Origin of the sequence: Chloroflexus sp. MS-G (assembly GCF_000735195.1) — a bacterium.
In the GTDB taxonomy this organism is placed as follows: domain Bacteria; phylum Chloroflexota; class Chloroflexia; order Chloroflexales; family Chloroflexaceae; genus Chloroflexus.
Genome location: NZ_JPIM01000057.1, coordinates 14721 through 30753, shown reverse-complemented (window position 1 = coordinate 30753; position 16033 = coordinate 14721). Strand labels below are relative to the sequence as shown.

15 protein-coding genes are annotated in these 16033 nt (G+C 53.9%); 8 read left to right on the top strand and 7 right to left on the bottom strand.

Going from position 1 to position 16033, the window contains the following annotated elements:
• Positions 1 to 597: 597 nt before the first annotated feature.
• From JE47_RS0111685 to JE47_RS0111670, 4 genes are all read right to left on the bottom strand, one after another.
• Entirely contained in the window at positions 598 to 1347 is a 750-nt protein-coding gene (locus JE47_RS0111685) for an amino acid ABC transporter ATP-binding protein (RefSeq protein WP_031459934.1), read from the bottom strand.
• Between the two features lie 75 nt (positions 1348 to 1422).
• Positions 1423 to 2661 carry an amino acid ABC transporter permease gene (locus JE47_RS0111680; protein ID WP_236631220.1) on the bottom strand — a complete coding sequence of 413 codons (1239 nt, stop codon included), beginning with the start codon at positions 2659 to 2661 and terminating at the stop codon, positions 1423 to 1425.
• A gap of 4 nt (positions 2662 to 2665) precedes the next feature.
• Positions 2666 to 3868 (bottom strand): amino acid ABC transporter permease, encoded by a 1203-nt coding sequence (locus tag JE47_RS0111675; RefSeq protein WP_031459932.1) that lies wholly within the window; start codon positions 3866 to 3868, stop codon positions 2666 to 2668.
• A 159-nt stretch (positions 3869 to 4027) separates the two neighbouring features.
• The gene (locus JE47_RS0111670; protein WP_031459931.1) at positions 4028 to 5188 is read right to left on the bottom strand and encodes an amino acid ABC transporter substrate-binding protein; all 1161 of its coding nucleotides are present in this window, start codon (positions 5186 to 5188) and stop codon (positions 4028 to 4030) included.
• 277 nt (positions 5189 to 5465) lie between these two features.
• Here JE47_RS0111670 and JE47_RS0111665 point away from each other — a divergent pair, with 277 nt between their 5' ends.
• The 8 genes from JE47_RS0111665 (at position 5466) to JE47_RS0111630 (ending at position 12613) form a co-directional block, all read left to right on the top strand.
• Entirely contained in the window at positions 5466 to 6095 is a 630-nt protein-coding gene (locus JE47_RS0111665) for an IS607 family transposase (RefSeq protein ID WP_442856919.1), read from the top strand.
• Positions 6096 to 6113: 18 nt separating this feature from the next.
• Positions 6114 to 7454, top strand: a complete 1341-nt coding sequence (locus JE47_RS0111660) for an RNA-guided endonuclease InsQ/TnpB family protein (RefSeq protein WP_031459929.1) — start codon at positions 6114 to 6116, stop codon at positions 7452 to 7454.
• Between the two features lie 536 nt (positions 7455 to 7990).
• Positions 7991 to 8551 carry a PadR family transcriptional regulator gene (locus JE47_RS0111655; protein ID WP_035419395.1) on the top strand — a complete coding sequence of 187 codons (561 nt, stop codon included), beginning with the start codon at positions 7991 to 7993 and terminating at the stop codon, positions 8549 to 8551.
• A gap of 9 nt (positions 8552 to 8560) precedes the next feature.
• The gene (gene modA, locus JE47_RS0111650) at positions 8561 to 9340 is read left to right on the top strand and encodes a molybdate ABC transporter substrate-binding protein (protein WP_031459927.1); all 780 of its coding nucleotides are present in this window, start codon (positions 8561 to 8563) and stop codon (positions 9338 to 9340) included.
• Between the two features lie 9 nt (positions 9341 to 9349).
• Complete coding sequence (gene modB / locus JE47_RS0111645; protein WP_035419393.1) at positions 9350 to 10054, top strand: molybdate ABC transporter permease subunit; 705 nt, start codon at positions 9350 to 9352, stop codon at positions 10052 to 10054.
• Complete coding sequence (locus JE47_RS0111640; protein ID WP_035419391.1) at positions 10023 to 11186, top strand: ABC transporter ATP-binding protein; 1164 nt, start codon at positions 10023 to 10025, stop codon at positions 11184 to 11186. Before modB ends, JE47_RS0111640 begins: the two co-directional genes overlap by 32 nt.
• Entirely contained in the window at positions 11183 to 11842 is a 660-nt protein-coding gene (locus tag JE47_RS0111635; protein ID WP_051871144.1) for a cyclase family protein, read from the top strand. The genes JE47_RS0111640 and JE47_RS0111635 overlap by 4 nt, the downstream gene beginning before the upstream one ends.
• Positions 11843 to 11983: 141 nt before the next feature.
• Positions 11984 to 12613, top strand: coding sequence for a haloacid dehalogenase (locus JE47_RS0111630; RefSeq protein WP_031459923.1), 630 nt, complete (start codon positions 11984 to 11986; stop codon positions 12611 to 12613).
• Between the two features lie 231 nt (positions 12614 to 12844).
• Here JE47_RS0111630 and JE47_RS0111625 read toward each other — a convergent pair whose 3' ends face one another.
• The 3 genes from JE47_RS0111625 to JE47_RS0111615 all read right to left on the bottom strand — a co-directional run bounded on the left by JE47_RS0111625 (position 12845) and on the right by JE47_RS0111615 (position 15992).
• Positions 12845 to 14005 (bottom strand): histidine kinase dimerization/phosphoacceptor domain -containing protein, encoded by a 1161-nt coding sequence (locus JE47_RS0111625; protein WP_031459922.1) that lies wholly within the window; start codon positions 14003 to 14005, stop codon positions 12845 to 12847.
• Between the two features lie 118 nt (positions 14006 to 14123).
• Positions 14124 to 14429: a circadian clock KaiB family protein gene (locus JE47_RS0111620; protein ID WP_031459921.1), complete on the bottom strand. Its 306-nt coding sequence runs from the start codon at positions 14427 to 14429 to the stop codon at positions 14124 to 14126.
• Between the two features lie 276 nt (positions 14430 to 14705).
• Positions 14706 to 15992: a response regulator gene (locus tag JE47_RS0111615; protein ID WP_035419389.1), complete on the bottom strand. Its 1287-nt coding sequence runs from the start codon at positions 15990 to 15992 to the stop codon at positions 14706 to 14708.
• Between the last annotated feature and the right edge of the window lie 41 nt (positions 15993 to 16033).

Genomic DNA, 16033 nt, shown 5'->3' with positions numbered 1-16033 from the left:
CCTCTGGCCCGCATTCTGTGACAGGACGTGCACGTGATCAGCATTGCCACAGGAGAGCCATCTCGGTATGCACATGCTGCCGGCCCCCATCCCATATGTTTGGCGCATCGGCGGCACCTAAGTGCACGCGCTGCTGGCCCGCGTCACATAATGGGGGAAGCATCGACTGGTGCATGCGCAAACTTTGCGGGGAAAAAGAAGCGAGAAGATAGGGCAGAGGAGTGAGAGGAACAGACTCTCTCCCCCTACTTCCTCACCATTTAACCACAAGCCAGAGAAAAGGGGTGGAATCCGCCGCTACACACGAGAACGAGTGTAATCGGTGCACAACTATAGCACCTGGTCGCTAATTACAGTTGGAACCGGAAACTGCCGCTTCTGCGTATACTGCTCAGCCCATTTCACGTTCCTCGCCGCGATCTTCTCATCGGGATAGGTATAGGTTCGGAAACGCTCCATTTCGCTTTCCTCACCTGCTGCCAGATTGGTTGAAAACGCTGCCAGACCCTATCCCACACCCGACAATATTGACGGGGCGACATATACATCGCCCCGCCACGATAGCAACTGACGCCCAGAATGCGCCTGATCAGGCGCTCACAGTATCTGGCTCAGGAACAGTCTGGTGCGCTCATTACGTGGATTACTAAAGAACTGATCAGGAGTGCCCTCTTCGACAATCTGGCCCTGATCCATAAACACAATCCGGTCGGCAACTTCACGAGCAAACCCCATCTCGTGAGTAACACACAGCATTGTCATTCCACTTCGCGCCAGCGTTTTCATCACGTCAAGGACTTCCTTAACCATTTCGGGATCGAGTGCCGATGTCGGCTCATCGAACAGCATAATTCGCGGCTCCATTGCCAATGCGCGAGCAATCGCGACTCGTTGTTGCTGACCACCGGAAAGCTGGCCGGGATATTTATGCGCCTGCTCTTTAATGCCTACCCGTTCGAGTAATTCGAGCGCCTTCGCTTCACTCTCCTTGCGCGTCTTTTTACGTACCCAAATCGGCGCCAACGTTATATTTTGCATCACCGTCAGATGTGGAAAAAGATTAAACTGCTGGAACACCATCCCCACTTCGCGTCGAATAGCATCGATGTTGCGAATATCGTTAGTCATTTCAATGCCATCGACAATAATACGACCTTCCTGATGTTCCTCAAGCCGATTAATGGTACGAATAAACGTACTCTTACCACTTCCCGATGGCCCACAGATCACCACAACCTCACCTCGCTTCACGCGCAAGCTGACATCTTTGAGCGCGTGAAAATCACCGTACCATTTATTAACATTTTCACAGATAATAATATAATCATTACTGCCATTCCCACTCATATAATGATCCTTTCACGAATCAGGTAGAACTTACTTGCCACACTATAACGGTATTTATGCAGAAATGAAGTAAAGCTAGTGACGACTCCGTGCAATCTGATCTTCGATCCGTTTGCTGATCCGCGACATTGTAAAGCTGAAAACCCAGTAAATAGCAGCAATGACCAAAAACGTCTCGCGCCAGACTCCACCGGGCGTACCGAGCCATTGGGGTTGACCAACGATATTCTGCGCAGCACCCAGCAGATCGACCAGACCGATAATCACGACGAGCGATGTATCTTTGAAGAGCGCAATAAATTGACCGACCAGCACCGGCACGACTGCTCGCAACGCCTGTGGGAGCGTAATCAATAAGGTCGTCTGAAAGACATTCAGACCCAACGCACGGGCGGCTTCTATCTGTCCTTTGGGAATCGACTGTAACCCACCCCGCACATTTTCGGCCAGGTAGGCGGCACTAAACAAGGTTATTGCGACAATTGCACGTACCAGCGCATCAATACTCTCACCACCGGGGAGGAAAAGGGGGAGCAAGAGTGCACCCATGAAGAGTACGGTCACCAGCGGCACACCACGGATCAGCTCAATGTAGAGCACACAGAACATGCGAATAACCGGTAGCGTACTGCGGCGCCCCAGAGCCAGGAGCACTCCTAGTGGGAATGAGAGCACAATTCCACTGATTGCCAGCAGCAGCGTCAGCATGAGACCGCCCCAGAGCTTCGTCTCCACGACTGGCAAACCAAAGCCGCCCCGCAGTATCACGATTGCAGCCGGGTAAGAAAGCAGCCAGGCAATAATCAGCGGCCAGCGTATGCGATCGCGCAACCGAAGTGCCAGTTGGTCACTGCCGATCAGCAATCCTGCACAGAGGAAGAGAAAGAGCCAGCCGGGAAGTGAAGTCTGACCAGGTAGATCGGGGAATGTAAAGGCAACAACACCTAATCCAGCACTGATTGCAGCCGCGCCAAACGTTACCATCCGAACGATTCCCCCCCACACCCCACTACTCAGACCGAGGAGTAGAAAGACCAATCCCGTTACTGCCTGTGGACGCCAGAGATGCTCGACCGGGTACGTCCAGGTCAGCAGCAGCTTGATGTTCGTAAACGCCGCCGGCCACCCTGGTGCAGTGATCATCCATGAAACAAAACTGGTAACTGCCTGGAAAATGACGTAAAGGAGAACAAGGGTAATAATAACGTTGTACCAGGTCGAAAAGAGATTTTTGCGCAACCACTCGATCAAACCAATTTGCTGACGTGGTGCGCGGCGCGAACTTGGACGACTCACTTCAGTTGCCACAGGCATCTCCTTAACGCTCGACAAGTTGGATCCGGCGGTTATACCAGTTCATAAAGAGAGACGTCAGCAAACTAACTGAGAGATAGCTGGCCATCAACATCAAGATCACCGGTATCGCCTGGCCGGTCTGATTGTTAATCGTGTTAGCGACATAGAAGAGATCGGGATAGGCAATGGCAATCGCCAGACTACTATTCTTGGTCAGGTTGAGATACTGACTGGTGAGCGGAGGAACAATGACGCGCAGTGCCTGGGGCAGAATGACAAGCCGCATCGTTTGACCAGGCGTGAGACCCAATGCCCGCGCAGCTTCACGCTGACCTTTACTAACTGCCAGGATTCCACTTCGTACAATTTCACCAATAAAAACAGCCGTATAGATCACTAATCCAATCAACAGAGCGGCAAAGCTATTCGTGATCGTTATTCCACCCTCAAAATTAAATCGTTGTAACACCGGCACAGATAGGCTTATCGGCCAGACGCCATTCATCAAATAGGTCACCAGGAAGCCAAGCAACGCAATCCCCAACGCAATAAGGAACGCATACGGCAACGCGACCCCTGGCCGGTCACGACGGATAAATTGAATCCGCCGCACCACGTAAAAAATGCCGCCAACCACAATTCCGCCATAAACCCACAGCATCCAGGTATCGAAATCGTTACCGACCTGCGGCCAGGCCATTGTCACGCCACGGTTATGCAGAAAGATGAGACCACCAACATCGATGCTCTCTTGAATACGGGGAAAAAGACGAGTGAGCGAAAACCAGAAGATCAACTGCAAAAGCAACGGAATGTTACGAACAATTTCCACATACACCAGAGCTACATTTCGCAACAGCCAGTTATCTGAGAGTCGGGCAATACCCAGTATTAAGCCAAGGAGTGTCGCCAGAATGATCCCAATAACGGCAACTCGTACTGTATTCAAAATCCCAACAACAAACGCCCGTCCATATGTCATTGAAGGATTGTATTCAATAACACTTTCAGCAATTGGAAAACCGGCAGGAACTGACAAAAACGAAAAGGTGGGTAACAAATTAGCCTGCCGTAAACCATTCATCATATTTGAGTAGAGATACCAGATTCCAACAGCAACCAAAAAAGCAAAAACGATTTGGACAATCACTGCAATAATGCGCGTGTCACGATAAAAAGGAATATTTACCTTACCCGGAGGGATCGACGGCGAGCCGACGGCCATGGTGTTCTCCTTGAAACGAGACTGTCACGCCAACTTTAAATCAAGCCATTATTTTATTCGGAAAGTACTTTTACAAAGTTCATTACAAATATGCCTTAACCTCTCCTACCAGATGCACACGGCGGAGGTGTTCTACCTCCACCGTGTGTCGTTTACCGTCTAGCGGAAAGGTGGTGAGTAGAGCAAACCGCCGTCGGTGTAAAGTGCGTTCAAGCCACGAGGCAGGTTGAACGGCGTATCAGGGCCGAGATTACGATTGTAGATCTCGGCATAGTTACCGACGTGACGGATAATCCGCACTGCAAAATCGTTCGGCAACCCAATACCAGCCCCCAGTTCACCTTCAAGTCCAAGGAAGCGGCGGATCTCCGGCACGTCACTGTTCAGGAACTGATCCAGGTTCTGCGAAGTAATCCCGTATTCTTCGGCCTGGAAGGTCGCAAAGACGATCCAGCGCACCGCATCGAACCACTGTGGATCACCTTGACGTACAGCCGGGCCGAGCGGCTCCTTTGACATTGTTACGTCCAGAATCTTATGATCTCCCGGATTCGACAGCAGCGTCAGACTGGAAATCAGACCCGACTTGTCGGTAGTGAAACCATCACACTGACCGGCATCATACGCGGCTCGCGTCGAATCACCATCGGGGAAAACAACCGGCGTGAAGGTCAGACCGCGGGCACGAAACTGGTCAGCCAGATTCAACTCAGTGGTCGTACCCGTCTGCACACAGATCGTTGCCCCGTTCATGTCTTCAAGCGTCTCGATACCACTATCCTTGCGTACCATCATGCCCTGACCATCGTAGAAGGTGGTTGGTGCCCAATCCAGACCAAGTGCACCGTCACGTCCTAATGTCCAGGTACTGTTGCGGATCAGCACATCAATTTCACCACTCTGTAGTGCCGTAAAACGCTCTTGGGCACTCAGCGGCCGGAAGTCGATTTTCGTTGGATCATCGAATAGAGCTGCCGCGACGGCACGGCAGAAGTCGATGTCGAACCCACGATAGACACCAGCCGAGTCGACCGAGGCAAAACCGGGTAAGGGGTTGTTGTTTACACCGCAGATCAGTCGGCCACGGCTGAGAATCCGTTCAATCACCCCGCCGGCTGCCGGTTGGGCCGACGTACCACCTGCTGGGGCAGATGTCGCTGCCGGGGCAGCGGTTGGCGCCGGTGCAGCAGTTGGTTGTTCCGGCGCAGTCGTTGCCGGTTGCGCCGGCGCAGTCGTTGGAGCCTGCTGAGCTTGCCCTCCACAGGCCGCCAATACGAAACTGAGAATGCCTGCTAGTACCAAAATGATGTGTTTGCGCATGTTTACTCCTGTATCATCTGTACGGTTACACAAATACACCGGACCCTCCGGTGATGTCTAACCGTGCGGTCCCATTGCTACCAGGCACGTTACCCTACTATGGCGTCGTCGCACAACATTGACTTCACGTCTACTGGATTGCGAAAATGATACCATGGGTAAACCGATCACGCAAGTTGAATCGGTCGTAGTTAACGAGTTTCTCTGCCGGTGAGCAGGAGTACGTGGAGAGGAGCCGGACTCTAGCTTGACTTCTAGTACGCGATAGTGTATGATGGTGCTCACGGAAAACACCATGCGCACAGGGAAAGCCGCAACACTCCTTGGTGTCTCGGTCAAGACGTTGCAGCGTTGGGAACGCGAAGGAAGGCTGATTCCGGTGGCCCGAACGGACAGCAACCGCCGTCTCTCCCCTGAGACGCAGATCCGTGAGGTCATCGGTTTGCGGCAGGCGAACCATGCGCCACCCACGCCGGTCGCCTCCTGTCGGGTATCGCGTGCGGCACAGAAGCCGGACCTGGCGAATCAGCGCAACGTGCTGGAAGAGGTCGTGGTGGCGACGGGATTGGCGGGGGTCGAGGGTATCGAGGAAGTGGGCGGTGGGTTGAACGTCACGCGCAAGCGGTTGCTGGCCCGTATGGACGCGATCGGGCGACGGGACGTCACGATGCTGATCCTCGCGCCCCGGGACCGCCTCACCCGTTTCGGCGTTGCGTGGTTCGAACGTGACGCCAAAACCCATGGCTGCGCAGTGCTGGTGCTCAACCAGGAACGGCTGTCTCCCGAACCGGAAATGGGGCAAGACGTGATGACCATCGTGCACGGTTGTTCGTCTCGGCGATACGGTTTGAGAAACTATCGAAAAAAGTTGGACGAAGCGCTAAAACAGGATGCGAGTCATGAGTAATGCCAAGAAGGCCAAACGATGCAACTAACCCACACGATCGCCCTTTGTCCGACTCCTGAGCAAATCGACTACTTCAAGCGTGCCTGCGGCACGGCCCGGCGCGTCTGGAACTGGGCGCTCAATGAGTGGAACAAACAATACGCAGCAGGCGGCAAGCCGAACGCAATGGCGCTCAAAAAGCAGTTCAACGCCATCAAATACACCGACCCACAGTGGCTCGATGAGAAGGGACGGCCGTGGTTGCGAGACATTCACCGGGACGCACACGCCCAGCCGTTTGCCCATCTCGCCAAAGCCTGGGAAAGATTCTTCACCGACCTCAAGGCTGGCAAAGAGGCGCACGCGCCGCGCTTCAAGAAAAAGGGGCGCTGCCGCGACAGCTTTTACGTAGCGAACGACAAGTTCCGTCTGGACGGCAAGACGATCCGTCTGCCCAAGATCGGCGAAGTTGCCATGACCGAGGAACTGCGATTCAAAGGAAAGATACTGGGCGCGACGGTCTCGCGCACGGCGGATCGTTGGTTTGTGGCCATACAGGTCGAAGTGCCTGATGCGCAATGCTATCGGCGTCGCACGGCGCACGATGTCAACGGCATCGACTTGGGCGTTAAGGCTGCCGCAACGATCTCCAACGGCGAAGTCATCGAAGCGCCAAAGCCGCTCAAAGCGGCGCTGCGTCGCCTTAAGATTCGCGGTCGGCGTCTCAGCCGCAAGCTGGAAGCCGCCAAAGAGATGGCGGGGTTTGGACGCCATGCCCGCCTGCCCAAAGGAACGCGCCTGCCGGTCTCGAACAACCGGCAGAAGTCCGCTGCGACATTGGCAAGGCTCTATGCCCGCCTTGCCAATCTCCGAGCGGACGTTACTCATAAGCTCACGACTCGACTCTGCCGCGAAAACCAAGCGCTAGTGATCGAGGATGTAAACGTCAAAGGGATGCTCGCGAACGAGAGACTCGCCCGCGACATCTCTGACGTGGGCTTTGGTGTGTTCCGCTCGCAGTTGGAATACAAGGCGAAACGCTACGGAACGCGGTTGGTTATTGCCGATCGCTGGTATCCAAGTAGCCGACTGTGCTCCATCTGTGGCTGGAAGAACGAGGCGCTGACGTTGAGCGATCGAGAATGGGTGTGTGCGCAATGTGGCGCGCACCATGACCGTGACCTCAATGCGGCGCGGAACCTGAAACGGCTGGCAACCGAAACTGCCCTACCCGTGGCGAGTCCGACCAGTAATGGCGGCGCTGCGGCGGGGATGGCCCCCGCCGTAGTCGGGAAAGTCACGCCTGTCAGAGACGACGGTGGTCATCAAGACACGTCGGGGCAGGAAGAGAAGTGTGCGCACTTTTGCGCACTTTCTTGATAGCAGAGTGTTCAACGATGCCTTAAGCATTCCCTACATCTCCCACCAGTAAGGTGAGGGAGCCGGGCGTTCTCGGTAGCACGGACACCGAATATGCTGAAGACCCGCCTAGGTGCACGAGCCGCTGGCCCGCCTCGTGCGGTGTGCGGCTGTAAGCCACCTCTGGTGTAGTAGCATACTATCGGGTGCGAGTTCGGAACCTGCCTCTACCGCTGCGGTGATAGACATCATCGCCACAACAACGGTGATAGTTAGCCCTTCTCACCTCATACCTCACCGTTTCTCCGCTGTCAACACTGCCTGGCAGGCGCTAAAACTGCTCATCAGTAGCATCCTCTTGACTCTGACTGGTCATTCAGCTAGAATACTCACATTCTGAATACTCAAGAGATGATAATTTTGTCTGAAAATAACCCGTCGGATATTTACGGTACCTGACAATTGCTCATCCCTGACATCGAATCTCATCAGATAAAGCGCCGTCAGGGTCTATCATTGCACCGGATAATGAATATTCCGGCACCTAGCAGGTCACAATGGCTTCAGCTAAACAATCGCTCACCATCGAGCTGGCTTTACTCGGCCTATTACGCCGACAGCCAATGCATCCGTATGAATTGTTCCAGCAATTGCAACGAAAAGATACACTCGGCTTTATCTGGCAAGTAAAGCAGAGTCACCTCTATGCCTTACTCGACCGGCTTGAAGCCGATGGCTACCTCAGTCACCAGCTTGAAACACAGGGGAGCCGACCACCGCGCAAGGTGCTTTCGCTGACCCCTGCTGGCGAGTCACGTTTTGTGGCCTGGGTCACGACTCCAGTTGCACATGGGCGTGATATGCGGCTTGAGTTTCTGGCGAAGTTCTATTTTGCACGTCTTGAAGGTTCGTCAACGGTCGTCCAATTGCTTGAACGCCAGTTAGCCTGTTGTCGGCAATGGTTAGCAGATAACGAGGAACGCATTGCTCGTTTAGCAACCGACTCGTTTGAGCGGCTCGTGTTGCAGTACCGTGCCGGACAGTTACAGGCTACAATCCACTGGTTGGAAGCGTGTTGGCGTGAGATAGCGCTTCAAGACGAGATTGAGCGGAACTGAGAGGGAGGTATGACGCGCCCCTGGCTTGTCGTCTTGTTCATTCTGCCGTTTCTTGTCGCATGCGGTACGACACACGCCGATACCGGTGAGCTGACCGTTGCCGCAGCGGCTGATGTAACGCCAGCTTTTCAGGAAATTGGGCCACTCTTCACCGCGCAAACCGGGATTCCGGTAGCATTTAACTTTGGCTCGACCGGCCAACTGGCTCAGCAGATCGAACGGGGCGCGCCGATTGATCTCTTTTTCGCGGCTAATAAGCGTTTGGTCGAAGATTTAGCTGCCCAAGCGATTGTCGATCCGGAAACGATGAAGGTCTACGCTCAGGGTCGGATCACCATCTGGACGCGGGCCGACTCTTCGTTGCGGCCTCAACAGATCACCGATCTCGCCGATCCGGTGTACCGTCGAATTGCAATTGCCAACCCCGAGCACGCGCCCTATGGTCAGGCGGCACGGGAAGCGCTGGAACGAGCTGGGATTTGGAAACAGATCGAAGATCGACTGGTGTTCGGTGAAAATGTAGCTCAGACATTGACACTGGCCGATACCGGGAATGTCGATGTTGCAATTGTCGCGCTCTCGCTTAGTATACAAAGGGAGGGGTATTGGGTACTGATCCCGTCCGAATTGCACCCTGATCATCCGCTCATTCAGATGGCAGCAGTGGTGAACGGAACACAACACGCTGAATCGGCACGTCGCTTTGTGGAGTTTGTGCTTGGCCCAGAAGGTCATGCCATTATGCGGAAATACGGCTTTCTGCTCCCTGGAGAGATCATCGAACGTTGAGGATAGCCTATGAACTGGTCAGCATTCTGGCTTTCGCTTCAGGTAGCGGCGGTTGCAACCGTGTGTATTATATCCATCGGACTACCGCTGGCTCTGTGGCTGGCACGAACGAACTTTCCCGGTCAAACTATTCTTGAAACCATCCTTATGCTACCGTTAATCCTGCCACCCAGTGTTGTTGGGTATTATCTGCTCCTTGCCTTGGGACGTGGCAGTCCACTGGTCGAATGGTTTCACATACGACTGCTCTTTTCATGGCCAGCAGCAGTCGTAGCTGCTGTTGTGGTCGGTTTACCACTGATGATTCAGAGTAGTCGGGCTGCTCTGGCAAACGTTGATCCGCGACTAGAACAGGCAGCGCGTACATTAGGCGCCGGTGAGCTGCGGATTCTGATGCAGATCACACTACCGTTGGCACGAAGAGGGATCATCGCCGGTATTGTATTGGGTGCAGCACGAGCATTGGGTGAATTTGGCGCGACCCTGATGGTAACCGGGAATATCCCCGGTCGTACTCAGACGCTACCGATTGCGATCTACGATGCCGTGCAGGCCCAACGGTACCAGGATGCTAATCTGATGGTGTTGGTAATGACGGCAATTGCGTTTGTCGGATTATGGTGGGTGAGAAGACTGGAACGTTCACCAGAAGCAGTAACTCCACTGTCAGAGGTGTTACAGAATGACCAGGAAGCAACCGCAATTGTACGTTGATATTCGTCGTCGGTTTCCCCATCTGACCCTGGCAATCCAATTGCAGGTCGGAGCCGAAATTCTCGTGTTGTTTGGCCCTTCGGGAGCAGGCAAGACCCAGACTCTGCAAGCGATTGCCGGGCTGATGACGCCTGACGAGGGGCAAATCATTCTGGATCAGACGATCTTCTTTCAACGACGCCCCGGCCTCCCGTCGATCAACCTGCCGCCCCGCCGTCGACGGGTAGGTTACGTGTTTCAACATTATGCGCTGTTTCCCCACATGACAGCGCTGGAAAATGTAGCATTTCCGACAGGTAACGATGCACAGGGACGGCGACAGGCCTACGAGCTGCTTGAACGGATGAACCTGGCCCATCTGGCCCATCGGAAACCGCATGAATTATCAGGTGGACAACAACAACGAGTGGCGATTGCACGAGCACTGGCAACCGAGTCACCAATTTTGCTACTCGATGAGGCATTCTCGGCGCTTGATCAGCCGGTGCGCGATCAGTTGCACGCCGATTTGCGTACACTCCAGGCCGAGCGTGGGTTGGTTGTGATCTACGTCACCCATAATCTTGATGATGCGTTTGCCGTTGGGCAGCGTATCGCCATTCTCCGTGAAGGTCAGATTGAACAAATTGGTACGCTTGATGCCGTATGTCGCTTTCCGGCGAATACACGTGTGGCCCGCATGTTGGGACTGAGTAATATGATCAAGGGTCAGGTGGTTGCTGTGGAACTGAATCGGCTCTGGCTTGATTGGAATGGCGTGCGCATTGAAGCGACGTGTCCTTCTCCGGCGCCAACAGTCGGATCACAGGTAACGGCGTTTGTCCGTTCAGAAGAGATTCGTCTAGTCTATCCTGATCGACCGCTGACTCGTTTCGTCGATCATAATCTTCTGTCGGGCCGGATTGTTGAACGACGGCCCGGTCGTCGGCTCTATCATATATGGGTGGAGGTTGGAACAACAATGATCGAGATTGCCCATCCATATACCGCATATACCGGTCTCGATACGAGTATCGGTCAGGTTGTACAGATCGGTTTTCGTCCCGAAAGTGTTGTGATTATCCCGGAGGCTGGGAGATTGATAACCACCCAGCAGCCTGTAGCACAGCCGATCAGTGAGTATCGCCGATGATCTACGATTTGACACGTTGTATCAGCTCAGGAATGCCGGTCTATCCGGGTGATCCGCCGGTAGCGATCACGCCTTTACTCGCACCACCATGGCAGATCAGCACGCTGCGTCTAGGTAGTCACAGTGGTACCCATCTGGATGCACCGCGACACCGGTTCACCAACGGAATCGGCGTTGATGAAATTCCGCCAGAGCGACTAATCGGGACGGGGATCGTTATTGATGCCCGTGGTTATGCGGCAAACACACCAATTGGGCCAGAGGTATTAGCAGGAAACCGGCTTCAAGCCGGAATGATGGTGATGATCCGTACCGGTTGGGAAGATTTCTGGGGAAACGACGACTACTTCCACCATCCGTACCTTAGCGCAGACCTGACCAGCACGTTGGTAGCGTGTGGCATTACCCTGATCGGGATCGATGCACCAAACGTTGATTCAACAGTGGATGGCAGCGACACAGCCCACGTTATTCTCTTGCAAGCCCATTGTTTGATCGCCGAGAACCTCTGTAACCTCGCCGCCCTGCGCTGCGGAGTACAGTATACCTTTGCCTGTCTACCCCTTAAAATAGCCGATGCTGATGGGGCACCAGCACGGGTACTAGCCTGGGATGCGAACGAAGATACTGTGCTTCGCGATGCGAAGCATACCTGAAGCAGGGCATTTTTGTCTGGCGACGTGCACCGGCGGTCAGTGAGTAAAAGCTTGCGATAGGTTGGAAACTCGCTGCAATCGCTCACTCATCACGCGGCTTTGCTATAATAGCTGCCACACAAGAAATGGAAGAGGTCTGGTATGAGTATTGAACAAATCGTCGCCGGATGCGTCGTGCAGCTTGAGAGCATTCACAATGCACGGGAACGAGCGATTACTGCGACCCGAATATTAGTACGACAAAGCGCCAACAGCATTCGAGCGGCGCATCGCGGAGACTTCGCGACTGCTCGCCAGCTTTTGGCAATGGCCGGTGAAGTAGCAGCCGAGCTTCATGACGCTACGGTTGGTGCACCTGAAGTGCGCTATGCCGGTTATACGCAAGATGCGTTGAAAGAGTACGCCGAGGCCCACCTAGTCGTTGCGTTTCTGGCCGGTGAAGAGCCGCCGACCGGTGAGATGATCGGGGTTGAACCGGCTGCCTATCTCAACGGTCTGGCCGAGGCCGCCAGCGAATTGCGACGCGCCATCCTCGACGGTCTGCGGCGAGGCGAGGTGCGACGGGGCGAACAGTTACTGGAGATCATGGACGATGTCTACAGTGCGTTGATCACGGTTGATTATCCCGAAGCAATTACCGGCGGGCTTCGCCGTGCTACCGATGCGCTGCGGGCCGTGCTTGAACGTACCCGGGGTGATGTCACGGCTGCGATTCGTCAAGAACAGTTGATGGCAGCCATGCACTCATTAGAGGTGCGTCTGCGAGAATGACCGGCCAGGCAGGTGAGGTGAGTACAGCACTGCGTTGGAAGCAGAACAGTGCTGCGTGTATACACCCCTGATCGTATGGATCGCTATCGTCAATTCCCAGCGTTCCAACCGTATCAACTGTACTTAGAGAGTGTCTGAATAATCGTCTCACGGCACGACGGAGAAACCTGATAGATGTACGGGCGCAGCGCCGCTGCGCCCCAACTGATCTGCTTCTTGACCACAACCGGGCTATGCCTTATGAGTTTGTGGCTCCTCTAGCCGAATGGGTAGACGAATAGTAACCGTTGTTCCCTGGTCGGTGAGAATATTCAGCGTCGCACCGAGTTGCCGACAGAGACCATGAACCAATTGCATGCCCAGACTACCACTGCTGGCAGCTTGTGGTGGCATGCCAATGCCATTGTCAGCAACCTCAATTTGCAGAACGTCGGCCTCTTTTGCTACCCGCAGTCGGATAACACCATCTTTACTATGCTCGGGAAAAGCATGTTTTACACAGTTTGAGACCAGTTCGGTCACAATCAAGCCCAGCGAAATAGCCTGGTCGATATTAATACTAACCCCGTGACAGACTTCGCTCACCAGCCGAATCGAGCTACCCCGCATACTGAGCGAACGCCAGACGCTGGTCGAAATATTGTGCAGGTACTCACCAATATCAATGTGGGCCAGACTTTCTGAACGGTACAATTGCTCGTGAACGAGGGCCAACGCTCGAATCCGATTTTGACTATCTTGCACTGCTGCGCTTACCCGTTCATCGCTGATGTTTTCTGCCTGTAAGCGCAAAAGACTGGACACAATCTGCAAGTTATTTTTCACCCGATGGTGCACTTCTCGTAAGAGTAATTCTTTTTCCGCCAGGGCTGCGCGAAGTTGCGCCGCCACGGCTTGCGGCCCGGAGAGATCGGTTACAACCGCACACATATTCGCTTCGGTCTCATTCTTCAAGGCACGGAGTGAAATCTGAGCCGGCCGTTGGCCGCCATTCACATCCTGCAAGGTAATTGGCCCCTTGCTTGATCCGTTGGCGCCGGTAGCTAACAGCTCGGCGCAGAGCAATCGATCAGTTGGCGCCACCAGATCAAGCAGCGAGCGTCCGGTAAGTTGATCTTGCGACAGACCAACCATCTCGGCAAACTTACTATTGCAGTAGAGGATCGTCCCATCGGCGAGTAGGGTCAGGGCACCTTCATTCATTGTCTCCACCAGGACGCGGTACGGATGTTCGGCGCCTTTCAAGGTATATACGAGCGGTCCCCTTGGGCCATCAATCACTATTGCATCAGCTTCCCCCATCTGAAGCGCACGCATCAGCTCTTCAAGTTCGGCCAGGCGCGCTTGCAGACGGGCGATCTCTGATGGATGCATCTGTGGTTCGTTTTCCATAGGTACTTCCCGGTTATGCTCAGGTTCTTTACGCTCATGCAGGCTCAGGAACGATTGTATGGGAGTCCATCTTTTGCCAAACCACTCCTGAATCTGCTTGAGGAAGTACAACAGACCATCATTCTTCGTCGGTCAAAATATTCAATGCCGCAGCGATGCGCGGCCAGTCTGACGGACGTAACTCGCCGATAAAGGCAGTTGGTGGACCGGGGTGAACGATCAGGAGAGTCGGCGTAGCAATGATATGATCCTCACGTGCCCGCTCAGGTTGTTGATACACATCTATCACCTCAAGCCGATAACGTCCGGGGAGATACCGTTCGCACAATCGTCGTACCGTTGTAATGGCACGGGTCGAACGGTTGGTGGCCCCGGCGACGTATAGCCGTAACAGCGGTACTACTGGTTGATCAGTTATGTCCATTGGCTCAACTCCCTGCTGATCGCCGGGGTATTAATCTCGTGCCAATCCAGAGTTCTGCTGCCTGAGCGTGCGACGGCGATCTTCTGCATCGGCAGTAGCAATGTTTGACCAGGGATGCGATAGTCAATATCATAGGTGACGTTACTGCAAACAGATAATCTTTATCACAGAGAATATTGATATATCTACCGAGTGACAAAAGCGATTAAAGATACTAAGTCTTTTACCCATACCGTAGATGCGATCTTCGTACTTTCGGTACGCTCTGTCTTGAACTCAGGCATCATTCGATGATAACGAATCGGTGCCAGGGCAGTCGGCAAGAGCACTCAGACCCAAACTGGCCAGATCGGCAACAACAGCCGCCAACTGATAACTACCACCATCGCTGGGATCGGGATGATACAGACTCAACACCCCAACAGTTTCGTTCTGTTGATGAATCGGAAGACACATTCGCTCACCAAGCAGACCGTTTGGGATGAAATGACAGACATGGTCATCTTGAGCCATACTCAACGCCCAACGCCGTTCTCCCCAACAAGAGCAACGCGGCACCGGTCGGTGAACCAGTGGTTCACCCCAATGCCCCACAGGATGAACGAGATCGGTATCGCGCTGGTAGATGAGAAGTGTCCCACGGTACGCAGGCAGAAGCGTTGCGCCAGCCGTGATCACTGCTGCATAGACTTGCTGAGGTGAGCGGGATTCCCGCAGCCTATACGCCAGCGATCCCAGGGTAGTAATTGCCTGCCGATACTGATCGAGCTGAAGTTGCGTCTGATGCAACTGTCGGCGCGCTTCTTGCAATTGATCAATGGCGCGTTGTCGTTCGCTCACGTTGCGAAACACAATCACCACACCCTCGTTAACCCCATCATCGCCAGTAATTTGCGTAACCGTGTGTTCAACCAACAACTGTTCACCATGGCGGGTCAACAACGTCACTGGCATTGGGAGATCGCTCATAGCATTGTTCGCGGCGCTATCTGCGGGTAAGCCGGTATTGGTGACGACCAGGGTATAGACACGGGCCAGCGGCCAGCCAATAGCTTCCTCGGGACTGATACCGAGCATGCGAGCGGCTACCGGATTGACGAAGGTGATACGACTCTGCGGATCGGTGACAATCACCCCATCGCCAATACTGGTCAGTGTAGTACGCAGATGGCGCTCACTTGATCTGAGACGGCGTTCCAAGCGGTGTTTATACGCTGCCACCGTGATAGCAACTTCGAGTTCGCGTTCGTCGAAGGGTTTCAGGAGATATGCCCATGGTTCGGCCAGTAATGCTTCACGTACCGTTTGATCGTCAGCGTGAGCGGTGAGAAAGACAACTGGAATCCCCCAGCGGTTGTATATCCGCCGGGCAGCTTCAATTCCGTCCATGCTTCCGCTCAAACGAATATCCATCAAGACGAGATCGGGCATCTGACGTTCAACCGATCTGAGCGCATCCTCACCACTTGTAACGACGTCGATCACCGAATGGCCAATGCGCTTCAGAGTATGGCTGAGGTCTTGAGCGATAATCAATTCATCTTCGACGATCAGTACTCGCATGGGTCTTTTCTTACTGGAAAGAAGAGATTATATTGCTGTTA